Annotated in this window: 18 protein-coding genes; 17 read left to right on the top strand and 1 reads right to left on the bottom strand. The window is 43.4% G+C overall.

Annotated features, from left to right (window positions below):
• The first annotated feature begins 71 nt into the window (after positions 1–71).
• From atpD to CHL1_RS01005, 5 genes are all read left to right on the top strand, one after another.
• Positions 72–1475 carry a F0F1 ATP synthase subunit beta gene (gene atpD / locus CHL1_RS00985; RefSeq protein ID WP_250934387.1) on the top strand — a complete coding sequence of 468 codons (1404 nt, stop codon included), beginning with the start codon at positions 72–74 and terminating at the stop codon, positions 1473–1475.
• A gap of 11 nt (positions 1476–1486) precedes the next feature.
• Positions 1487–1888: an ATP synthase F1 subunit epsilon gene (gene atpC / locus CHL1_RS00990; protein WP_070371623.1), complete on the top strand. Its 402-nt coding sequence runs from the start codon at positions 1487–1489 to the stop codon at positions 1886–1888.
• A 217-nt stretch (positions 1889–2105) separates the two neighbouring features.
• Positions 2106–3437, top strand: a complete 1332-nt coding sequence (locus CHL1_RS00995; RefSeq protein WP_148636760.1) for a UDP-glucose dehydrogenase family protein — start codon at positions 2106–2108, stop codon at positions 3435–3437.
• Between the two features lies 1 nt (position 3438).
• Positions 3439–4314, top strand: a complete 876-nt coding sequence (gene galU, locus CHL1_RS01000) for a UTP--glucose-1-phosphate uridylyltransferase GalU (RefSeq protein WP_250934388.1) — start codon at positions 3439–3441, stop codon at positions 4312–4314.
• Between the two features lie 84 nt (positions 4315–4398).
• Positions 4399–6096, top strand: a complete 1698-nt coding sequence (locus tag CHL1_RS01005) for a phospho-sugar mutase (RefSeq protein WP_250934389.1) — start codon at positions 4399–4401, stop codon at positions 6094–6096.
• A 129-nt stretch (positions 6097–6225) separates the two neighbouring features.
• On the opposite strand, the gene CHL1_RS01010 is transcribed toward CHL1_RS01005, so the two are convergent.
• The gene (locus tag CHL1_RS01010) at positions 6226–7749 is read right to left on the bottom strand and encodes an LCP family protein (protein ID WP_250934390.1); all 1524 of its coding nucleotides are present in this window, start codon (positions 7747–7749) and stop codon (positions 6226–6228) included.
• A gap of 283 nt (positions 7750–8032) precedes the next feature.
• On the opposite strand from CHL1_RS01010, the gene rfbD reads away from it, so the two are divergent.
• The 12 genes from rfbD (at position 8033) to CHL1_RS01070 (ending at position 24463) form a co-directional block, all read left to right on the top strand.
• Positions 8033–8893 (top strand): dTDP-4-dehydrorhamnose reductase, encoded by an 861-nt coding sequence (gene rfbD / locus CHL1_RS01015; RefSeq protein ID WP_070371618.1) that lies wholly within the window; start codon positions 8033–8035, stop codon positions 8891–8893.
• 98 nt (positions 8894–8991) lie between these two features.
• Positions 8992–9861 (top strand): glucose-1-phosphate thymidylyltransferase RfbA, encoded by an 870-nt coding sequence (gene rfbA, locus CHL1_RS01020; protein ID WP_070371617.1) that lies wholly within the window; start codon positions 8992–8994, stop codon positions 9859–9861.
• An 8-nt stretch (positions 9862–9869) separates the two neighbouring features.
• Complete coding sequence (gene rfbC, locus CHL1_RS01025; protein WP_070371616.1) at positions 9870–10436, top strand: dTDP-4-dehydrorhamnose 3,5-epimerase; 567 nt, start codon at positions 9870–9872, stop codon at positions 10434–10436.
• 33 nt (positions 10437–10469) lie between these two features.
• On the top strand, positions 10470–11573 hold the full coding sequence (gene rfbB, locus CHL1_RS01030; RefSeq protein ID WP_250934391.1) for a dTDP-glucose 4,6-dehydratase: 1104 nt from the start codon (positions 10470–10472) through the stop codon (positions 11571–11573).
• Positions 11574–11655: 82 nt separating this feature from the next.
• Entirely contained in the window at positions 11656–12465 is an 810-nt protein-coding gene (locus tag CHL1_RS01035) for an ABC transporter permease (RefSeq protein WP_139142364.1), read from the top strand.
• A 32-nt stretch (positions 12466–12497) separates the two neighbouring features.
• Positions 12498–13694 carry an ABC transporter ATP-binding protein gene (locus tag CHL1_RS01040; RefSeq protein ID WP_228877806.1) on the top strand — a complete coding sequence of 399 codons (1197 nt, stop codon included), beginning with the start codon at positions 12498–12500 and terminating at the stop codon, positions 13692–13694.
• A gap of 21 nt (positions 13695–13715) precedes the next feature.
• Positions 13716–15926: a glycosyltransferase family 2 protein gene (locus tag CHL1_RS01045; RefSeq protein ID WP_250934392.1), complete on the top strand. Its 2211-nt coding sequence runs from the start codon at positions 13716–13718 to the stop codon at positions 15924–15926.
• A 116-nt stretch (positions 15927–16042) separates the two neighbouring features.
• Complete coding sequence (locus CHL1_RS01050; RefSeq protein WP_250934393.1) at positions 16043–18868, top strand: GBS Bsp-like repeat-containing protein; 2826 nt, start codon at positions 16043–16045, stop codon at positions 18866–18868.
• A 176-nt stretch (positions 18869–19044) separates the two neighbouring features.
• On the top strand, positions 19045–20991 hold the full coding sequence (locus CHL1_RS01055) for a GBS Bsp-like repeat-containing protein (RefSeq protein ID WP_250934394.1): 1947 nt from the start codon (positions 19045–19047) through the stop codon (positions 20989–20991).
• A gap of 110 nt (positions 20992–21101) precedes the next feature.
• The gene (locus CHL1_RS01060) at positions 21102–22085 is read left to right on the top strand and encodes a glycosyltransferase family 2 protein (protein WP_070371610.1); all 984 of its coding nucleotides are present in this window, start codon (positions 21102–21104) and stop codon (positions 22083–22085) included.
• A gap of 92 nt (positions 22086–22177) precedes the next feature.
• Positions 22178–23044: a glycosyltransferase family 2 protein gene (locus CHL1_RS01065; protein ID WP_250934395.1), complete on the top strand. Its 867-nt coding sequence runs from the start codon at positions 22178–22180 to the stop codon at positions 23042–23044.
• Positions 23045–23065: 21 nt separating this feature from the next.
• Positions 23066–24463 carry an undecaprenyl-phosphate glucose phosphotransferase gene (locus CHL1_RS01070; protein WP_070371608.1) on the top strand — a complete coding sequence of 466 codons (1398 nt, stop codon included), beginning with the start codon at positions 23066–23068 and terminating at the stop codon, positions 24461–24463.
• Positions 24464–24649: the final 186 nt, after the last annotated feature.

Raw genomic sequence — 24649 nt, forward strand, 5'->3', positions numbered from 1 at the left:
GCAGGATCACAATTCCTGCCAGACAGAAAATTATTAAGTGCAAATTAATTTGCACAAGGAGGTTATAGGGAATGGCCCAAAATATAGGGAAGGTTGTTCAGGTTATTGGACCAGTTGTCGATATCAAGTTTCAAAAAGATCAACTGCCAAAATTGAACAACGCAGTAAATATTGAACTCAATGGACACACCCTGGTTGTTGAGGTAGCTCAACAACTTGGAGATGACATTGTCAGATGTATTGCAATGGACTCTACAGATGGTCTGGTCAGAAATCAGGAAGCTGTAGATACTGGAGCATCAATTGCCGTGCCAGTAGGGAAAGCAACCCTTGGCAGAATGTTTAACGTTTTGGGTGAACCAATCGATGGAAAACCCTTTGATACGACTGGCGTGACGATGCACCCAATCCATCGTCATCCACCCAGCTTTGAAGAGCAACAAACCCAACCAGAAATGTTTGAAACCGGCATCAAGGTTGTTGACCTGATCTGTCCTTACGTTCGAGGTGGTAAAATTGGTCTGTTCGGTGGTGCTGGTGTTGGTAAAACCGTACTGATCCAGGAACTAATTAACAATATTGCAACCCAGCATGGTGGTTTATCCGTTTTTGCCGGTGTTGGTGAACGTACCCGTGAAGGAAATGACCTTTACTACGAAATGATGGAATCTGGGGTTATTGATAAAACATCCCTCTGCTTTGGTCAGATGAATGAGCCACCAGGAGCCAGAATGCGTATTGCCTTAACTGGTCTGACCATGGCAGAATATTTCCGTGATCAGGAAGGTCAGGACGTACTGCTGTTCATCGATAATATCTTTAGATTTACCCAGGCGGGTTCAGAAGTATCGGCGCTTTTAGGTCGGATGCCAAGTGCGGTTGGTTACCAGCCAACTCTGGCAACTGAAATGGGTGCCTTACAGGAACGAATTACCTCTACCAGCAAGGGCTCAATTACATCGGTTCAGGCTGTTTACGTACCTGCCGATGACTTAACTGACCCGGCACCAGCGACTACCTTTGCCCATCTGGATGCCACCACGGTACTTAACCGGGCCATCACCGAAAAAGGTATTTACCCAGCAGTAGATCCATTGGATTCCACTTCTCGTATTCTTGATCCCAAAATTGTTGGACAGGATCACTACGACACGGCTCGTGAAGTACAGGAAATTTTACAACGTTATAAAGAACTGCAGGATATTATCGCAATCTTGGGGATGGATGAATTATCAGACGCTGATAAAATTACCGTATCCCGAGCGCGAAAAATTGAGCGTTTCCTTTCTCAACCATTTAACGTTGCGGAACAGTTTACCGGTACTCCAGGGGTTTATGTAACCATTGGCGAAACAATCAAGGGCTTCAAAGAAATCCTTGAAGGAAAACATGATGATTTACCAGAAAGTGCCTTCCTGATGGTTGGGACGATCGAAGACGCAGTTGCAAAAGCAAAAAAATCAAAGGTTAGTTGAGGTGAGTTTTAATGGCTGAAACGTTCAGATTAAAAATCATTGCTCCAACCGGTATCTTTTTTGACGATGATATCGAGCGTATTGTCATCCGGGGAACAGAAGGGGAGTTTGCCGTGCTTGCAGAGCATACACCGCTGACAACCTCAGTAGCCATTGGTACCTTTAATATTATTTTTGGCGATAAAAAAAGTAAAAGCGGCACCCTTTTAGGGGGCGTTGCCACCATTAATCCCAGAGAAACCATTATTTTAACCGATGCAGCTGAATGGCCGGAAGAAATTGATCTTAAACGGGCTCAGGAAGCAAAAGAGCGGGCACTACAACGTCTTAAGGACGACAAGTATGATGCGGCTCGGGCTCAGGCAGCTTTGGAAAGAGCAATTGCTCGTATCAATTCAAAAGAAGGTTTATAATTAAACAATTTATAATAAAAAGACCATCGGGATTCGATCAGGGATCCCGGCGGTCTTTTTTTATTGGGGCAAGTATTTTAATGCGCTTTTTTTTGTGCTATAATTCAAGTTGAAAGTTAAGACCATTGGGTGTCAATCGAGGAATGGTTAAAGTGAGAATGAACAAGGCTGCAATGGAGAGAAAACTTAAGCGATCATGGCAAACGGAGGATAAAGAATGAATATTTGTATTATTGGTTTGGGTATTTTAGGAATAACCTACGGCTCGATTCTGTCCGACTCGGACGTCAATGTCATCTGTGTTGATACCGATGAGGAAACAATCGATATGTTATCCGAAGGCGAATTGCCAATTTATGAACCGGGCTTAAAAGCATTGGTGTCAACCTCAGTATCAACTGGCCGCTTGTACTTCAGTTCGAATATTCAAAGCGCTATCAAAAAAAGTGAGATTATTTTTATTACCTGTGAAGTGCCAACCAATGATCATGATTTTCCAGATCTGCGCTTTATGAAGCCGATTGCCCAGAGCATTGGCAACCATATGGAAACCCCGATAACGGTGGTGATTAAATCCACCGTTCCCCCGGGTACCTGTCAGATCATAAAACAGACCATTCAAAAAACGCTGGATGAACGGGAAGCAGATATTGCCTTTGATGTGATCAGCAATCCTGATTTTGCCCGGAAAGGTTCGATGATCAAGGATTGTCTGGTACCGGATATGGTGGTGATCGGATCGGATTCAAAAGCAGCAGTGGAACGGTTAAAAAGTGTTTATGACAGTCTTCACGTCCGGGAAGAGAATTATGTGATTACGGATCCCCAGAGCGCAGAAATGATCAAATATGGGGTCAACGCCTTTCTGGCCACCAAACTCTCGTTTATTAACGAGATGGCTTTGCTGTGTGAAAATGCCAATGCCAATATTCTCGATGTTTCCAATGGCATGGGTCGGGATGAGCGAATTGGTAAAGGCTTTCTGGAAGCCGGTCCGGGCTATGGTGGCAGCGATCTGCCTAAGGACTCCAAGGCCCTAGTGGAAATCGCTAAAGCCTATGGCGAAGATTTTATGGTGCTTAAAGGTGCCATTAAAGCCAATGAAAAACAGAAAAACAAGATGGTGGAAAAAATTAAGCGGACAATGGGCAATCTGGACGGAAAAACCATTGGCATTTTAGGTTTGTCCTACAAACCGGAAACGACTGACATGCGGGAAGCGCCCTCGATTAATATTGTTAAGGGTTTAGTTGCCGCTGGGGCCAGGATCCAGATTTATTGTCCGGAAGGAAATCAGGAAGCCAAATGGCGGTTACATAACGAAAAAGATGAGATTAGCTATTGTCATAATGTTTATGAAGCGGCTCAAGATGCCGATGCCCTGGTGCTGATTACCAGTTGGCGGGAGTTTAAAGGGATGGATCAGGAGCGGGTTCGCACGGTGATGAAAGATCGCTTTTTCTTTGACTTCAGAAATTTGTTTGGCGATGAACCGCCTAGAGGCTTTATATATTCAGGCTTGGGGATTCCAGAAAGGGAGATAAATTAGCATGAAAAAAGTACGCAAAGCGGTGATTCCAGCAGCAGGATTGGGTACCCGGTTTTTACCAATTACCAAGTCAGTGCCAAAAGAAATGCTGCCAATTGTGGATAAACCAACGATTCAGTATATCATTGAAGAGATTGTGGCATCGGGAATTGAAGAGATACTGATAATCAATGGCCGCAATAAAGACAGCATCATCAACCACTTCGATAAGGTGCCAGAACTGGAAGCCCTGTTAAAAGCCGGTGGCAAAACTGCGGCGCTGGAGCAGGTGGAAGCCATTACCAACATGGCAAAAATCTTTTCAGTGCGGCAGAAAGAAGCCAAAGGTCTGGGGCATGCAGTCCTTTGTGCTAAAGAATTTGTGGGCGATGAACCCTTTGCGGTGGTTTTGGGGGATGATATTGTCTATAACGATGAAAACCCAGCCCTGAAGCAAATGGTCGATGTTTACAATGCCTATGGAGCCTCAGTTATCGGGGTACAGCAGGTGGCACCGGATCAGGTCGACAAGTATGGAATCGTATCCGGTGAGGCGGTCGGTGACCGGGTCTTTCAGGTTAAAGATCTGGTTGAGAAACCGGCCATCGGCACGGCACCATCAACCCTGGCAATCCTGGGACGGTATATTATCACCCCGGGGATCTTTGAGGTGCTGGAGCACACTGGTAAGGGGGCTGGCGGTGAAATTCAACTCACCGATGGACTAAAAACCCTGGCCACCATGGAAAAAATGTTTGCCTACGACTTTGCTGGCAAACGCTATGATGTGGGTGACAAGCTGGGTTTTCTCCAGGCCACGGTGGAATATGGTTTAAGAGACGGTAAACTGGGTAAAGATTTTAAAAGGTATTTAGAAACCCTGTTAAACGACAAATAAACAGCCGATTCCGACTGGCATGAAAACGGGCCGATGCCCCGATTCAGAGACATTCATCCGTAATGGATTGGAGAAAGGAACACGATGGACTATAAAAAAGCGTATCAAAACTGGTTAGATCAGTTGGAACTCAGTGAAGAACTCCGGCAGGAATTGGAAGCCATCACCGATGAAAAAGAAATTGAAGATCGCTTCTATACCGATCTGGAATTTGGCACCGGTGGCATGCGGGGGAAAATGGGTGCTGGCACGAACCGCATGAATATTTACACCGTCGCCAAGGTGACGTATGGCTTAGGAAAGTACTTGTTGCGGCAGGATATTCAGAACTGGGAAAAGGGGGTCGTCATTGCCTATGATTCCCGTCACAACTCCCGAAAATTTGCGGAAGCTACCGCTGGGGTGCTGGGTAAAATGGGCGTTACCGCCTACCTTTTTGAAGAACTGCGGCCCACTCCGGAACTGTCATTTGCTGTCCGCGAGCTGGGAGCCGCTGGCGGGATTGTGATTACAGCGTCCCATAATCCCAAGGAATATAATGGGTACAAGGTCTATGGGCCCGATGGCGGTCAGATGGTAACCGCTTCGGCGGATGCCCTGATTGCCGAAATCGCCAAGATACCGGATGTTTTTGGCATTCCGATGATGACATTGGCAGAAGGCCGTAATCAAAAGGTCATCAAAATGGTTGGTGAAAATATGGATAATGCCTTCACGAAAGCGGTTACCGCTATTTGCAAGCCCAATCCCAACAGTGAATTGAAAGTTGTTTACACGCCACTGCATGGATCTGGTAATCAGCCGGTGCGTCGGGTGTTGGCAGAACTCGGTTATCGGCATGTGACGGTGGTACCAGAACAGGAATTGCCGGATGGCGATTTTACGACCGCGCCCTATCCCAACCCGGAAGACCGATCTGTCTTTACCTTGGCTATGGCGTTGGCCGATGAATGTGGTGCCGATATTATTATTGGCACCGATCCCGACTGTGATCGGGTTGGTGTGGTAGGCCGAAATCAAAAAGGGGAGTTTGAAGTCTTTACTGGCAACCAAACCGGGGCCCTTTTGGTTGATTATTATCTTAAAACCCGCATCGATCTGCCGGATAACAAGGTGGTGATTAAAACGATCGTTACCAGTGAACTGGGTGGGCTTGTGGCCAAATCGCATGGTGCTGGCGTTTTAGATGTTCTGACCGGTTTTAAATACATCGGTGAATGCATGACTGATTTTGAACAAACCGGCGATTATACCTTTGCCTTTGGTTACGAAGAAAGTTATGGTTACCTGGCGGGCAATTATGCCCGGGATAAGGATGCCGTGGTTGCTTCAGCCCTGGTTTGTGAAATGACCGATTATTATAAGAAACAGGGTAAGACTCTTTACGAAGCCCTGATTGAGTTATATGAACAACATGGTTATTTTATCGAAGATGTGGTGGCCTTGACCCTTGAGGGAATCGAGGGGAAAATAAAGATTAATCAAATTATGGAAAAATTCAGACAAGTCAGCTTTCCAGGTTTTGCCGATGCCAAACTGATTTGTTTTAACGATTATGAAGCAGGCATCAGCACGGACATGGTTTCGGGAGTGAAAACAACAATTGATCTGCCCCGATCAAATGTTCTGAAATTTGTTTTTGATGACTATTCCTGGTTTGCCCTGCGGCCATCAGGAACTGAGCCAAAACTAAAGATTTATTTCTCGGTAACCGGGAAGACCAAAGAAGAAGCTGGAGAAAAGAAGGATCTGCTTAAACAGCAGGTAACGGATTTAATCTAAGCGTTACAATCACAGGTGTTAGCAGAGTAAAAGAAGAAAAGAAAGGCGTTATCCCGATGCTTGGGATAACGCCTTTATACGTTTAGGTTTGATAAGTTTTTATAATTAGATTTAGTAAAATAATCTGCACTAATTACTGCTCTCTGAAGACGTGTCATCGCTGCCGCTGCTATTGTCGGTGGTACCTGAATCCGTTGAGCCTGAATCATTGCCTGAATTGGAGCCCGATCCAGAGTCAGTACCAGTACCAGTACCAGAAGCAGAGTCACCTGAACTGGAATCAGATCCTGAAGAACTGCCGCCTGAACTGGAAGCGCCCGAACCGCTGGAGCTTCCCGACGAACCGGACCCTGAGGACTCAGTGTTGGAATAGGATGATCCCGAACTGCTGGAGTTGGAATAGTCACTGCTGCTGTCACTGGAACTGGAATCAGTGTAGGATGAGGATGAGCCGGTACCTGCGAAGTAGGCAATGGCATCACTGATTTCCTTGACCCGGGCTGATGGCACATAAGCTGTATAGTTACTAGAACCCGAGCTGGTGCCTGATGAAACGCTGGTGTTTGAACTGGTGGTGGGAGCGCTGACGTTGGTTCGATTACCAGTACTGGCGGAGGTGCTGTCAGCGCTGGCGTTTTGTGTTGCGGTGGTAGAACTGCCGCTGGTTGATGCGGTGTCCGTTGTGGTGGTCGTCTGAACGGGTCCATAAATAAAGGCATGGAGGGCAATGACGTTATCCACCAGACTGGTTGGTACCACATAAGAAACACTGCTGATCATGGCGGTGGTGGCATGGGCGTCAGTAGGCAATCGGAACTCCAGAAATTGCTTGTCCGGAGAGTCTAAAAAGGCCTTGGCATAGGTTGTGATTTCGCTAATCGAAAGGGTGGTTTTGATGTAGGGATAGACCTTGCTTAATAGACTGAGGCCGGTGGTCATATCGATATTGAAGGCTTTGTCAGCAATTTGTCCGACAACTTCCCGCTGTCGTTCGGTTCGATGGAAATCATCGTCACTAAAGCGGTTTCTGGCATAGGCCAGGGCCTGAACCCCAGTGATGGTTTGAACACCCGTTGTTTCCAAATAGGGGTCAGCCTTGCCAACTTTGTCGTTGACATCGTCAATATATTTATTGGTCCATTCCAATACGTCTTCGTTCTGAACATTGACTTCGACCCCGCCCAGGGCATCAACGGTATCGACCATCGCATCGAAATTAACAATGACATAATCTTTAATGTTTAAATCAAAATTCTCGTTGAGGGTTTTAACAGCCAGTTCCGGTCCGCCATAGGCATAAGCAGCATTAATTTTATCAAGACTTTCATAGGTGTCTTTGGTTTCCGGTATCTGAACCAATAAGTCACGCATTACTGAGGTGACCTTGATGTTGCCGTTGCGGAAATCCATGGAGACGATCATAATCGTATCGGTACGATCCCCTTCAATGTCGCTGCGTCCGTCAACGCCAAAAACAGCAATATTGACGGTATCGATATCGAGGTCGTTATTGACGGCCAATTCGGTTTCATCCATCTTGGGTTCGGCGACCATTTCATTTATCTGGCTGATGGTATTAAAGCCATATACTAGTCCAGTGCCTATTAATGAGACGATCAAAAACAGGATGACTAAAATTATTTTCTTTTTCATGAAGGTTCCTTTCAAATTAGCGAACTAAAATCATATCAACCAATAATACCATAAATTTGCTTAAAAAAACATTGAATATTATTAAGGAAATAATAAATTGTGGGAAAAACAGGATTATGTGGGTAACGGAATAATCTTAAATACCTGAAAGAATCTAGAAAAAAATAGACTTTTATGGGGATATCAAGTATAATGACAATGAATTTTTATGGCTTAACTGCATAAAAACAGCGAAAAATCAGAAAAAAATAACAGTAAAAAGAATGATGAAATAAGGTGAAATATGAAAATTTTATTAACCGGTTCCAATGGACAGCTGGGTCGGGAGTTAACCCGGCAACTCGCGAAAAAAAAGATTGACTTTGTTGGATATGATATTCCCGAGTTTGATATTACTGATAAAGAAAAAATGACGGCCATTATTACCAGTGAACAGCCAACCGTGATCATCAATTGTGGGGCACTGACCAATGTGGACGGCTGTGAAACCCAAAAAGAATTGGCCATGGCCATTAATGCGACTGGCCCCCAATATTTAGCAGAAATCGCCCGGGATCGGGATATTGTGTTGGTTCAGGTTTCGACCGATTATGTTTTTGATGGGAGTGGGATTATTGAAGCAGGTGCGGTACGGCCTTATCGGGAAACCGATCCCACTGATCCCAAAACGGTCTATGGCGAAAGCAAAGCGGCTGGAGAAAAAGCCGTTTCTGAAATAGCGCCCAAGTATTTTATTGTCCGCACCGCCTGGCTGTATGGAGACGGCAACAACTTTGTTAAAACGATGCTGGAGCTGGCTTCAAAACATCCAAAATTGACGGTGGTCAATGACCAGATCGGTTCGCCGACCAGCACCGTTGATCTGGCGGCAGCGATTATTGATTTAATCCATACCGATCATTACGGCATTTATCACGGCACCTGTGAAGGACAATGCAGCTGGTACGATTTTGCCATCGAGATCTTCCGCTTATCAGGGATTGACATCCCGGTGGAGCCGGTAACCTCCGAGCAGTTTGTCCGGCCAGCGCCCCGACCTAAATACTCGGTGTTGGAGAACAAAGCGCTAAACGACCTGCAGCTGAACCAGTTCAGACCCTGGCAGATTTCCTTGGTCGAATATCTGGATAATTTAACGAAGTAAGCATTTAAAAGCGTACCCTTCATGGTTTTGCGGCAACCCGCCTCAGAACTTACGGTACGCCAGGAATCTGAAAATAATTTACAAGAGAAGAGGTTATTATGAAAGGTATTATATTAGCCGGAGGTTCCGGCACCCGACTTTATCCCATCACCCGGGCAGTGTCCAAACAATTATTGCCCATCTATGATAAACCAATGATTTACTACCCCCTGGCAACCTTGATGTTGGCGGGGATTAAAGATATTTTAATTATTTCCACACCCCACGATCTCCCGATGTTTGAACGACTTTTTGGTTCCGGGGAGGAATTGGGGTTGAATTTTGCCTATGAAGTCCAGGAAGCTCCCAATGGTTTGGCCGAGGCTTTTATTATCGGTGAAAAATTTATTGGGGACGATAGTGTTGCCTTGGTTTTAGGGGATAATATTTTCTATGGTCATGGCTTTACGGATACCATCAGAAAAGCGGCAGAGTTGCAAAGTGGGGCAGTTATCTTCGGATACCCGGTAACCGATCCGGAACGTTATGGGGTGGTTGAGTTTGCTAAAGATGGAACCGTCCTCTCCATTGAAGAAAAGCCGGCAAATCCAAAATCCAATTTTGCGGTGCCGGGGCTTTATTTTTATGATAATAAAGTAGTAGAGATTGCCAAAAATATCAAACCCTCGGAACGCGGGGAACTGGAAATTACCACAGTTAATGAAACCTATTTAAAACAGGGGAATTTAAAAGTGGAACTGTTTGGTCGTGGTATGGCCTGGCTCGATACCGGTACCCACGATAGTTTAATTGAAGCCTCCAATTTTGTTGAAACGATCCAGAAAAGACAGGGGCTTTATGTATGCTGTGTCGAAGAAATTGCCTACTTACGAAATTTTATTGATAAAGAACAGTTGTTAAAACTGGCAGAACCGCTGAAGAAAACAGCCTACGGTCAGTATCTGATTCAGCGTGCGACAGGCAAGTAGGTGGACTGATGGCAAAGATAAATGTAATTAAGACAAAAATTGACGGACTGGTGATCATTGAACCATCGGTTTTTGGCGACCATCGTGGTTATTTCATGGAAACCTACAATGAAGAAGAATTTCACAAAGCCGGTTTAACGATGCGCTTTGTTCAGGATAATGAATCTAAATCCGGTAAAGGCGTCTTACGGGGGCTGCATTTTCAGACCAAATTCTCCCAGGGAAAACTGGTACGGGTGACCCGGGGCGAGGTTTATGATGTCGCCGTCGATCTGCGAAATGGCTCACCCACCTATGGGCAATGGGCCGGGGTGTTGCTGACTGAAGCCAACAAGACCATGTTTTATATCCCGGAAGGCTTTGCCCATGGCTTTTTAGTGGTTTCTGACGAAGCCGTGTTTAACTATAAGTGCACTAATTTATATGCCCCGGAATATGATGGCGGAATTCGCTGGAATGATCCGGAAGTAGGGATCCAGTGGCCGCTTGATACAATCGATGAGGTGCTGCTTTCAGAAAAAGACGGACAGCTGCCCTTCTTAAGCGAGATCCGAGATAGCTTAAGATTTGAATAGATTGAATTTGATAGAGATAGAAATGGAGTAATCATGAAAACAGTATTAGTCACCGGTGGTGCCGGATTTATTGGCTCAAACTTTGTAAAATACATGCTCGATCAGCACCCGGATTATAAAATCGTTAATGTCGATGCGTTAACCTATGCTGGAAATCTGGAAAACTTAACGGATATTGAAAAGAATCCCAATTATGTTTTTGAACGTGGGGATATTGTCGACCGGCCGTTTATTCAGAATCTTTTTAACACCTATAATTTTGATACGGTCGTGAATTTTGCTGCCGAATCCCATGTTGACCGCAGCATTGAAGATCCGGAGATCTTTATTAAAACCAATGTGATGGGAACCCTGGTGCTTTTGGATGAAGCCAAAAATCACTGGCAAACCGGAAAAGATGACTGCGGCTACCCGACCTATCGGGACGGTGTTCGCTATCATCAGGTTTCCACCGATGAGGTTTATGGGGCCCTGGGAAAAACCGGGATGTTTACCGAAACCACCCCGATTGCGCCCAACAGTCCTTACTCGGCATCCAAGGCCAGTGCTGATTTGGTGGTCCGATCCTATGGACAGACCTTTAAGCTGCCAATCACCATCAGTCGTTGTTCCAATAATTATGGACCCTATCATTTTCCGGAAAAATTGATTCCGTTGATGATTTCTAACGTGGTGGCCTTAAAAAGCCTGCCGGTTTATGGCGATGGCATGCAGATCAGAGACTGGCTCCACGTTAAAGATCATTGCAGTGGCATCGATACCATTCTTCAAAAAGGGGTGGCTGGGGAAGTCTATAATATCGGCGGCAATAACGAGAAAGCCAATCTGGAGATTGTTAATTTAATTATCGAGAATGTCGGCGAAATGCTCCGCTCGGGAAAATACCCGATTGATAATGATGGGTCAAAAATCAGCAAAGAACTGATTACCTATGTTGAGGATCGTCTGGGACATGACCGTCGGTACGCCATTGATAACACCAAAATCACCACCGAACTGGGCTGGGAACCTTCCTACACCTTCGAACAGGGAATTGTTGAGACCATTGAATGGTATCTAAACAATCAGGAATGGCTGGAACAGGTGAAGTCGGGTGACTACCAGCAGTATTATCAAAATATGTACGGAAAAAAATAAAACTAAGAAAAAGTAGAATAGATGTAAATGAAAAAGCACAGTTTTTGTGCTTTTTCATTTAAAATAAGAATGAGGTGTCAGTTTGTATTTGTTTAAAGATTTAATGGATTATATCAGAGATTTGGTTGCAAATCGGAAACTGATTCAGAAATTTTCCATCAATGATTTTAAGTCCCGGTACGCCGGTTCGTTTTTGGGCATTATGTGGGCCTTTATTCAGCCGACGGTCACCATTGCCGTCTACTGGTTTGTTTTTGATATCGGTCTGAAATCGGCTCCGGCTGGCGGGATGCCGTTTATTTTGTTTTTAATCACCGGGATTATCGTCTGGTTTTTCTTTTCGGAATGTCTGGTTAATGGCACCAATTGTTTCAGGGAATACAGTTATCTGGTAAAAAAGGTAACCTTCAATATTAAAATATTGCCGACGGTAAAAATCATCTCCTCTCTTTATACCCACATCTTTTTTATTGCCTTTGCAGTGGTGATGCTGTTGTTATACAGTCAACCAATCAGCCTGCACTTTATTCAGATCCTTTATTATCTGATCTGTCTGATTGTCTTTTTAACCGGTTTGACCTGGGTAACCGCCTCGCTTCAACCCTTTTTCACGGATATTCTGCAATTTATCAATGTGGGCATGCAGGTATTGTTCTGGGGAACGCCGATTCTTTGGGATGTAAACATCTTTCCGGCAAACTTGCTGTGGATTCTAAAACTGAATCCTTTGTACTACATTGTCCAGGGCTATCGGGAAAGCTTTTTTGGAACCGGCTGGTTTTGGGAACATCCCGTGATGACAGCCTACTTCTGGGGCTTTAGCTTTGTATTGCTGCTAGTCGGAATCGCAGTGTATCGAAAATTAAGACCGCATTTTGCTGATGTCTTATAGAAAATATTGATCACGGATCAGTGGAGGAAATTATGTCAGATGTGGCAATAAAAATAGAAGACGTTACAAAAATATATCAGCTCTATCAACGGCCGATGGATCGCTTAAAAGAATCCATGAGCCTGTTTAAGAAAAAAGAATACCATCATAAATTTTACGCTCTGAATAATATCAATCTGGAAATTAAAAAGGGTGAATCGATTGGGATTGTGGGTAAGAATGGATCAGGAAAGTCGACCCTACTGAAGATTATATCCAGCGTTTTGACCCAGAGCAAGGGTAATGTGTATGTGGACGGCAAGGTATCCGCCCTGTTGGAACTGGGAACCGGATTTAATCCCGAATATACCGGCATTGAAAACATCTATTCCAATGGGCTGATCATGGGTTACAGCAAAGAAGAAATGGATGAACGGTTGGATGATATTGTCAATTTTGCGCAAATTGGCGAATACATTTATCAGCCGGTTAAAACTTATTCCAGCGGTATGTTTGCCCGGTTGGCCTTTGCTACCGCCATTAATGTTGATCCGGAAATACTGATTGTCGATGAGGTATTAGCGGTTGGTGATGCAAAATTCCAGATCAAGTGCATCAATAAAATGGAAGAATTCAAGGCCTCGGGAAAAACAGTGCTTTTTGTATCCCACACCCTGGAACAGATCAAACGTTTCTGTACCAAAGCGGTGTGGATTGATCAGGGTGAAATGCGGATGTTTGATGAGGTCACCCATGTCATTGATATGTACGAAAGTGAAATGCTGAGAGAATCGATGGAACAGAAGGCTCTTGAAGAGGGCAAACAGCTACAGGATAACTACGAAATTGAAGCCCATCTGGGAAAAATCACGGCCATGCATTGTAATAAAGAAACCATAAATACCTTTGATGATTTCATCGTGGACATTGAATATGAGCTATATGATGATCTTTCCAGTGAACCACTAGTAGGGGTGGCCTTTTACACCATCGACCGCCAATATATTTTTGGTCCAAACACCCATTTGGATGGGGTGACGATCCCAAAAACAAAAGGAATCCATCATGTCCGTTATGTCGTGCCCAAGCTGCCACTGCTGGGTGGGAAATACGAGGTCGATATTGGACTTTTTGCCAACAAGAGCATTGTTAATCTGGACTATGAAACAGCGGCCTTTGTAATTGCGGTAGTAGCCGATTATTTTACCGAGGGTCTGGTTCATATGGAACATCAATGGGAAATCATTTAGTTTAAAAGAAAGGCTATGGGAATGAGAAAGAAAACAGTTATCGAACAGGAAGAAATTAAATATTTTATCGACAAAATTGTTAAGGATGAAGTGAGTCAATGTGCCACGGTTCAGGGCTGGGCCTTTAATACCAAGACCAAAGAGCCGGTCGAACTTTATTTATTGGGAAGAGAAGCCGTCGGGGTTCAATTCAAACGGGATTTCAGAATCGACGTCAATAACAAGTATGCCTTACCGGATGATGCCAAGGTTGGCTTTATTATCGAGTTTGATAAAAACACTTATGGTGAAAAACTAAAACTTAAACTAACAGATGACACGAATATTCGCATTGTGCCGATTAACTTGAAAAAGAATTATGATTATCTAAAAAAGCCGAATCTGTTTAATGCCAAACGATTGGCTGGTGTGACAACCCGAACCGTCGGCTATCTCAGTCGCAACGGCTTAAAAAATACGATCCGAAAAATCAAGTTTGAACTGAAATATAAGAATCAGGAAAACTATGATTTTTGGATTGACGTTCATGAAGATTATGACAGGAAAAAAGTTTTGGCAGAAATCAGTGGTTTTTCATATAAACCTAAGGTTTCCATTGTTATGCCGGTGTATAATGTAGAAGAACAATGGCTCAGGGCCTGCGTTGATTCGGTTTTAAATCAATATTACGAAAATTGGGAGTTGTGCATTGCCGATGACAATTCGACGGATGCCCATATAAAACCATTACTGGAAGAGTTTAAAATGCTGAATTCTCGCATCAAGGTGGTTTACCGGGAAGAAAATGGCCACATTTCAGAGGCCTCCAACTCAGCCCTGGCGATCGCCACCGGCGAGTTTGTGGGTCTGTTGGATAATGACGATACCCTGGCCGAATTTGCCCTCTACGAAGTGGTTAAACTATTAAATGAGCACCCGGAAGCCGATCTGATTTACAGTGATGAAGATAAGCTAAGTGAGGACAATAAACGCAGCCAGCCGTTTTTTAAAACCGATTGGGCACCCGACATTCTGCTGGCGACCAATTACATTTGCCATTTTGGGGTCTACCGCAAAACCATCATCGATGAGATCGGCGGCTTTAGAAAAGGCTATGAAGGGGCTCAGGATTACGATCTGGTGCTGCGTTTCACCGAAAAAACGAATCAGATCTTCCATATTCAAAAGATTTTGTATCACTGGCGGATGATCAGTAATTCCACCGCCGTCAACCCGGATTCAAAAGGTTATGCCTTCGAAGCTGGCCTTAAGTCTCTGGAAGATGCTCTGGACAGACGGGGAATAAAAGGGACGGTCAGTCATGGAGCCTTCCCAGGCGTCTATAACATTGAGTATGAAATTGTCAATGCAGGCCTGGTATCGGTGATTATTCCCACCCGGGATAATGCTGCTGACTTAAAAGCCTGTATTGATTCCATCTATGAAAAAACGATCTATGAGAATTTTGAAATTATCGTCGCCGATAACGGCAGTGAAAAAGAAGACACCTTCAAACTGTTTGAGTATTATACCAGAAAATATCCGCAGCAGTTTAAGGTTGTGCGAATTGATATTCCGTTTAACTTTTCAAAAATAAATAACCTGGCGGTTAAGGAATCGAAAGGCGAATATCTACTGTTTTTAAATAATGACATCACCGTGATCACCAAAGGCTGGATGAAACGAATGGTCAGTTATGCGCAGCAGGAACATGTTGGGGCAGTCGGGGCAAAACTTTATTATCCCGACAACACCATTCAGCACGCAGGCGTTCTATTGGGAATGGGCGGCGTTGCCGGTCATGGACATGTGGGATTCCCCCGGGGGGATTATGGTTATTTTGGAAAACTGGTCACCACCAATAACTATACCTCCGTGACGGCCGCCTGTATGATGGTGAAACGGGAAGATTTTGACCGGGTCAATGGATTCGAAGAAAAATTGACGGTTGCTTTCAACGACGTGGATTTCTGTCTCAAACTTTACGAAGCCGGAAAATTCAATGTCTGGCTGCATGATGTAGAGCTTTATCACTATGAATCAAAATCCCGAGGGGCTGAAGATACCTATTCAAAATACAAGCGTTTTAACAGTGAAATCAAATACATGAAAGATCACTGGTTGAACTATATCAAGAATGATCCTTACTACAACCGGAATTTAACCCGGGTTGACGGAAATTACGCCATTTGTGTGGATATTGTGGGTTATGTAAAAGGTAAAACAATTGAAGATGAAGAAAATGAGATTTAACTTAAGTACGCAAAAGATGTAACGAATAAATTGACGATGTAAAATTTTTATGCTATTATCGTTACAACTATCAATATAATGACAACAGGAAAAATTTAAAAGAAAGGAGGAAAAGAATGACGCAGATAAAAAATTTAAGAAAGCAGATTGCGCTGGGAGTGGTGATGGTTCTGGCCTTGCTGACCTTTTTTTCGTATTTTAGTCTGAGCGTGGAGGCAGCAAGCACCACCATCGTGGTTAATCCGGGACATCAGTCAGGAACCGATACCGGGGCCGTTAATAAAACAACCGGTATTAAGGAAGTGGATCTCAATAATGCCTTGGCCATTAAAATTGTCACAACCTTGCGAAATAGCGGTTATAATGCCATATTGAGTCATCAGATTCCCGGAAATCCTGGCTTGCCAACCATGCTGGCGACGACTACAAATAATTCGACAACGGTATGCAGTGCGGCCAACAGCTTAGGAGCAGATTTATTTCTCAGTGTACATCATAATTCCGGGGCGGCGACAGCCAGCGGTTATGAATTCTATTGGAGTAGCTATCATCCATCAGTCGACAACAATGGGATTTATCAGAAAGCCGGTTTATGGAGTGATGGGTCGTTGGCGGATCTCGATGCGACTCCACCGACCATCGCCTTAAAATCCAAAGAGCTGGCCAACCTGATGAATTCAAATTTCAGTAAGAATTTAACCTATGTTCCCAGTCGTAATAAAATTGTGGAACGGGATGATGCCTATACCCGAAAAACAAGTATGCCGTCAGTTTTGATTGAAGCGGGATTTGTGTCAAACAACGCTGAATCGCAGAAATTGGCCGACGGAACCAATCAGCAAAAAATGGCGGATCAGGTTTTAGCCAGCGTCAGTGAGATTTTTGGCGCCGCAACCGCACCAATGACAGCCAGCGGTTTTACAACCACGGTGAGTGGTGATAAAATTACAGCGACGGTTAAGGGCGTTTCGGCACCCAACGGATTGCAGGTTATTTATATCCCGACCTGGAGTGATGATTGTGGTCAGGATGATCTGAAGTGGTATACGGCCACAAAACAAAGCGATGGATCTTACAGTGTGACCATTGATGTAAAAGATCATGGTTATACCAGCGGTGATTACCAATTGCATTGTTATGGTGTGGATTCCTATGGGAAGTATACCTTATTAGGTGAAAGTACAGCGACTGTTAATGCATCTGTGCAGGAAAAAATGAGTGCCAGCAGTGTGACAGCAAGCGTGACAGGGAACACCATTACCGTTAGCGTTAAAGGGATCAAGGCGCCAGGTGGTATCACCGATTTATTTATCCCAATTTGGAGTGAAACCGGCGGTCAGGATGATTTGAAATGGTACACTGCGACTAAACAAAGTGATGGTAGTTATAAGATCACCGTTGATATTAAAGATCACAAATATGATGGCGGAACCTATAATATTCATGCTTATGGAAAAGATAACACGGGATTAATGACATTTTTGGGTAGCACGACGACAACCGTGAAGGTTGATTCAATGACAGCGACCAGTGTCACCGCGGTGGTATCAAACGGAAAAATTACCGCAACCATAAAAGGCATTACAGCTCCTTATGGCATTACCGAAATGTTAATTCCTGTCTGGAGCGAAACCGGTGGTCAGGATGATATTAAATGGTACACAGCAACAAAGCAAAGCGATGGCAGCTATAAGTTGACGCTGGATATCAAAGATCACAATTATGATACAGGAGATTATATTCTTCATGCTTATGGTAAAGACAGTAATGGCAAAATGACCTTTGTCGGAGCGGCAAAAGCTAGTGTTGTGATTGAACCGATGACGGCAACCAGTGTTACCGCCAGTGTTTCGGGTAATAAGATTACAGCAACGATAAAAGGAATTAACGCCCCAGGTGGTATCAAACAAATTTCGGTACCGGTTTGGAGTGATGCTGACGGTCAGGACGATCTGGTTTGGTACCTTGCTGAAAAACAAAGTGATGGCAGCTACATGGTCACAGTCGACATTAAAGATCACAAGTATGTTGGCGGTACTTACAGTATTCATGCTTATGGAACCGAGTTTAGCGGAAGAATGACCTTATTAGGGAATACCTCAGCGAATATTACGGCGACAAAACCGATGACCGCATCAACCGTGAAAGCAGTTGTTAATGAGAATATTATTACAGCAACAGTGAGCGGTATCACCGCACCGAATGGAATTAAAAGTATTTTGATTCCAACCTGGAGTGACATAAATGGTCAGGATGATATTAAATGGTATACAGCCACCAAACAAAGCGATGGCAGCTTTCAGGTGGTAATTGATACCAAGAATCACAATGGTAACAGTGGTACTTATTCGATTCATGCCTATGGTGTTGAATCAGATGGACGATCGGTATTTCTGGGCAATACGTCAGTGAGTGTCCGTTATGTAGAAACCCCGATCATGGGGGCTTCGACAGTGACTGCGGCACAACTTGTAGCCTATTATAAAGGAACTGGAAGTGTCTATCCACAGCTTTACAATGATCTTGGTGTTAATTTAGAAAGATTTGCAGAGCTTTATGTGCAGGAGTGTAATGCCGAAGGCGTTCGGGCGGAGGTTGCCTTTGCCCAGGCAATGCTGGAAACTGGAAATCTTCAGTTTGGTGGGGATGTCAAAGTTTCCCAATTCAATTTTGCCGGGCTGGGAGCCACTGGCGGCGTACCGGGATTTGATTTCGCAGCAGTATACGGAAGTAGCAGTACAGGTCTCCAAACTGGAATTCGAGGACATGTACAGCATCTAAAATGTTATGCCAGCAGTGCAGCGCTCAATCAAACCAAGGTTGATCCACGCTGGAATGATTCCCTGCGATTGCGCGCCGTTTCTGTTGAAGAACTGGCCGGAACCTGGGCAGCTGATACCACCTATGCAGGTAAGGTTAAGGCGATTATGAAAAAGTTTTAGTTGATTAAAAGACGGAGCTGAAGAAATTCAGCTCTGTTTTTTTATATCTTAGACTTGACGCCGACAATGGTTCAATGATAGGGTAGTGAAAAGTCCGGGATTAATTTAAGGTGAGGGGAAATGAAAAAAAGAAGTGCAATTCGATAAAATCGTTGGTGATCTGTTGGGCATTGATTATGTTTGTTTCAGCAGGTCAAATCCTGGCACAGGATGAAATGGAATTTGCTGTTCAGGAAAATGCGTTATCAGAAAAAACGGAAGTACGGACAGACACAAAACCGGCATTGCAACCGGAAAACCCGGAAACAACTAAAGATACTGCAGGCAGTGATAATGCAGATGTAAAGGTTGATGAAGTGGATGCGGTAACAACGAACGATCAAAATCCGGATGAAGAATTGAGTGAAACAGTAAAAACAACAACTGGGGTTAGTGATCTGAGAATCATCATTTCACAAGCGGCAGAGAATAAGACTCAGTTTACGGTCAGTACCATCGGTTGTGCTGGAAAAGCTGAGATTGGCAGGGTTTTGTTTCCAACCTGGACAGCACGGAATGGCCAGGATGACTTGCATTGGTATGAGGGAACCCGGGATAAAAATGGGGAGTTTTGCATCACCATCGATAGTAAAGACCATGGATACGAGACAGGATCTTACTTGATCCATACCTACATCCATGGACAGCAGGGTGAAATACTAAAAGTTGTTGGAAGTAGTTATAATCTTGAAGAATCTCAGCCTGTTATTTCGATGACAGAAGTATTGAATAACTGTTTTAAGGTTCGTATTTCAGGGATAAGCAACCGCAATGGTGTCAGTGATGTTGTTGTACCAACCTGGACACAGATCAACGGTCATGACGATCTGCGTTGGGAAAAAGCTACCTATGTAGGAAATGATACCTGGGAAGCGGTGATAAATATCGCTGATTATAAACAAAGCTATGATACCTTTATCAGCCACGTCTATGTTACCGATAAAAATGGACAACAGAAGTATTTAGGAGCGACAACGAAAATCATTGATAATCCATTTGCGAAAGATCCGTTGGAAGTTACGGCACAACAGCAGGAAAATGATGGATCGAAGTTTGTCATCAGCACTCAAAACTGCAGCAAAAAGCCTGGGATCAAGCAGGTCGATTTTGCGGTATGGTCAAATCGCAATGGCCAGGATGAGATAAGATGGTATCAAGGGGTGCTTGGCGCAAATGGAGAATACCTTGCCTCGGTGGATATTGAAAACCATGGATTTGAAACCGGCCCATTTATTATCCATACTTATATCAAGGGAAATAATGGAGAGACTATTTCTTTTGAAAGCGTTAACTTTACATTGGCAAAGCTTAATCCCATCATCGAGTATGATAAGGCGGTGCTGAATAATACCTTCAAAATCCGGATCAGGAATGTGGGAAGTGAAAACGGTGTGACCGCCATCATGATGCCAACCTGGAGCCGTTCAAATGGTCAGGATGATCTGCGTTGGGAGCCGGCAACCTATATTGGCAATCACACATGGGAAGCCAACATTAATCTGCGAAACTATAACATTATTGTTGATGCGTTTATTTCGCATGCTTACCTGGTTGATAAAAACGGAAAAATGGTTTTTGTTAAGGACTCCAGTAAAACGATTTTACAGAATACGGCAACAGTATATGGTTTTTATAATTATCCGCTGGATAAAAATTATAAACCCAATCCCAGCGATCCCACCGATTGGTTTGGACCACGCTGGGGTGATATTCACGAAGGGGTTGATATCCCGGCACCCTATTATGCCTCCTGCTATGCGGTTGGCAATGGTATTGTCGAAAAAGCCGGTTTTTTTATGGGCTATGGTCGCTACGTCCGAATCCGCACCACTGATCGCTACGGTGAAAGTGTTTCCTTCTTTTATGGACATCTGCAGGAAATTAACGTGGGTGTGGGACAGTCGGTAAGTAAGGGCCAAAAAATTGGCTCAGTCGGGGGCTCTGGTTATAACGCCCAACGAACCTATATCGATAATGCCTATGGACCGCATCTGCATTTTGGAGCAATCGCCAATGCTGATGATGCCTGTGTCGATCCGGAAATATGGATTGACTTTCACAACCCTTACAGCAATGCAAATTGAGATAGTGCCCAAAAGAGAGACTGGGAAAAGTTCCTGGTCTCTTTTTGTTTAGTAAAGGAAGATCCTATGTTATAATAAAACGGATTATGGACAGAATAAAGGAAGGTTTTATGAAGTGTGATGTTTCAGTAATTATACCAAATTTCAATGGGGAGAATTTTATCGCCAATTGTCTGGATAGTATGATGGTACAAAGTTTTAGTACATTCGGACACATGGAAATCATAGTTGTCGACGATTGCTCCAGTGACGGGAGTGTTGATATCATAAAGAATTATGAAAATGTAATGTTATTGGAAAATCCCGTTAATTCGGGTTTTGATAAGTCGGTTAACCAGGGGATTCTGGCCAGTCGTGGAAAATACTGTTTGCTTTTAAATAATGATGTGGTGGCGGATCCTGATTTTGTGAAATATTTATATTTGCATATTGATGATAATCCCCGAACCTTTTCGGTGAGTTCAAAAATGATTCGTTTTTATGAACGGGATAAGCTCGATGATACCGGCGATTTTTATAATATTCTGGGCTGGGGATACAAACGGGGCGATGGCCAATCGGTCAACGCTCATAATAAGCCAACAGCAATTTTTAGTAGTTGTGCCGGGGCGGGGATTTACCGCCGATCGATTCTAAATGAGATTGGCTTGTTTGACGAAGCTTTTTTTGCCTATATGGAGGACGTTGATATCGGATACCGTGCATTGATCAATGGTTATAAAAATCGATATGAACCCAAAGCGATCTGCTACCATATTGGCAGCGCAACCACAGCAGAAGGCCAAAAGTACAGTCCCTTCAAGGTTCAGATTTCAGCCCGCAATAATATTTATGTCGCATATAAAAACATGCCATTTGTTCAATTACTGGTTAACAGCCCGTTTTTATTGTTGGGGTTTATCGTTAAATACATAACGTTTGCCAAAAGGGGCTTTGGCCAGGATTATCGAGCTGGGATTAAAGAAGGTCTGAAAAAGCATCGAATCATGACGAAGGTTCCTTTTCAGTTTCGAAATCTGAAGCATTATTTTTTTATTGAAGTCCAATTGATAGTGAATGTATTTAGACAAGTTGAAAATAAAATAGGCAAGTAAAACAGTTTTTAGATCGGCCCTTCCATATTTGTGGGGGGTATGGTAAAATATAATGTCTTTTGAAAGACAAAATGGCTTAAGAAAGGCTGAAAATGGATTTATCGATTATTATTGTTAATTATAAAACAGAAGAATTGACATCAAATTGTATTGATTCAATTATAAAAAGTAATACCAGAGGATTGTGCTATGAAATTATTCTGGTCGATAATGCTTCTGATGATGGCAGCATCGAAGCCATTGAAAAGCAGTTTCCAGAAATAACGATTATCAAAAACAGCGAAAACCTGGGCTTTTCAAAGGCCAATAACATCGGTATGGCGGTGGCAAAGGGCGACTATATACTCTTGCTCAATTCCGATACCATTGTTGATCTGGATACCTTAAAAGGTGCCCTGGCTTTTATTAAAGATCACAAACATATCGGGGCATTGGGTTGTAAGGTATTGCTGCCATCAGGAAAACTGGATCCGGCCTGTAAACGAAGCTTTCCGACACCGATGAACGGACTTTATCACAGTCTCAATCTGGACCTGACCTTTCCCGAAAGCACCCGTTTTGGGGCCTATAATCTGACCTATGTGGATGAAAATAAAACCTGTTCCATTGATTGTATTATGGGGGCGTTTATGTTGGTTCCCAGAGCCGTAGTCGATACGGTAGGGATGCTGGATGAGGATTTTTTTATGTATGGGGAAGACGTCGATTGGTGTTATCGGATCAAACAGGCCGGGTATCAGGTCATGTATTATCCGGAAGTTCGAATTTTTCATCACAAAAAAGCCAGTGGCATCGGCAAACGAAATCCCAAAGTGATTGCCGCATTTTATGATTCGATGATCATTTTTTATAATAAACATTATCAGAATAAATATAATCGGTTTACCCGGTGGTGCGTGATTACAGGAACGACAATCATGAAAAAAATGGCCTTAGCAAAAAATAATCGCAGAAAATAAAAACAGGGAAGGGAGACAGGCATGATAAAAAGCAATCAGCGTTTTTTTAATTTTATATTGGTGTTGTTTGATTTGTGTGTGGTGACAGCGTCTCTTTTATTTGCCTGGTATATTCGGTTTGTCTCACCTTTCTTTGATGATGGCGTGCGGACCATGAACCTGAGGGCTTATATTGATTTGCTGGCAATCATTATCCCCCTCTATCTTGTTCTTTTTCTGTTCTTTGGCCTCTACAAACCATATCGCAAACAGCGTTTTTTTAAAGAATGCCGGGAAATCGTCTTTGCCAACATTATTGGCATTGCGATTTTAATGTCGGCCTTATTTACCATGAAAAGCATCCATTTTTCACGGTATATGCTGGGGATTTTCTTTATTACCTCTACGGTGATGATGATTTTGGAGCGGGGATCGATTCGCAAAATTCTCCGAATGGCCCGGGAACGGGGTTTTAACATCAAGTATATTATTATTGTTGGTGCTGGTAGTATTGGTCAAACCTTTGCTGCAAAAGTCGCTGGAGATCGTCAGCTGGGTTATAAGGTAACCGGGTATGTTGATGATTATTATCACAAAAGCGATAAAGATGGGATCCCGATCCTGGGAAAAACCCGGGAAATGAATGAAATTCTGGAAGAATATCAGGTGGATGAGGTCATTATTGCCTTGCCGAATACCAGTTTTAAACGAATCGATGAAGTCATTGATATCTGTGAATACCAGGGTGTTAAAACCCAGATTATTCCAGATTATTTTCACTTGATTCAGGGAACAACAGCTTATTTTGATGAACTGGATGGTATTCCATTGATCAATACCCGTTACATCCCCCTGGATCAGCCCTTGAATAAATGGATCAAGCGAGCAATTGATATTATTCTTTCAATTCTGATTTTAATTCTGGTTTCACCAATTATGTTGGTTACGGCAATTCTGGTTAAAGTAACCTCACCTGGGCCGATTATCTATAAGCAAATTCGGGTGGGGATGGGCCGAAGGGAATTCTGGATTTACAAATTCAGATCGATGCGTTGTGATGCCGCCATTCCTGGGGAAATCGGCTGGACCACTGAGAACGACCCGCGTAAAACGAAATTTGGTGCATTTATCCGAAAAACCAGCATTGATGAACTGCCACAGTTCTACAATGTACTTAAAGGGGATATGAGTATTGTTGGACCCCGACCCGAGAGACCCCATTATGTCACCCAGTTTCAACACGAAATTCCTAAGTATATGATCAAACACCATGTTCGGCCGGGGATCACCGGTTGGGCTCAGGTTCAAGGCTGGCGTGGGGATACTTCGATTCATAAACGGATCGAGTGTGATATCGAGTATATCGAAAAATGGACGCTGTGGTTTGATATCAAAGTATTTTTTATGACATTTAAAGCGGTGTTTGAGAGTGGGTATTAAGTTGAATGGAATATTAACAAATAGAAAGATCAATATTTTCATTTTAATAATTTTGTCATTAATATTAGCCGGTTTCAGTGAATTGTTTTTTTTAATGATTGAAAACAAAATTGCGATTGAATCGTTCCAATCATGGTCAGGAATTGCCCAGATTATTCAGACTTTCGATTTTGTCAGGTTATTCTT

The organism is Acetobacterium wieringae, from assembly GCF_023700225.1.
Classification (GTDB): Bacteria; Bacillota; Clostridia; order Eubacteriales; family Eubacteriaceae; genus Acetobacterium; species Acetobacterium wieringae.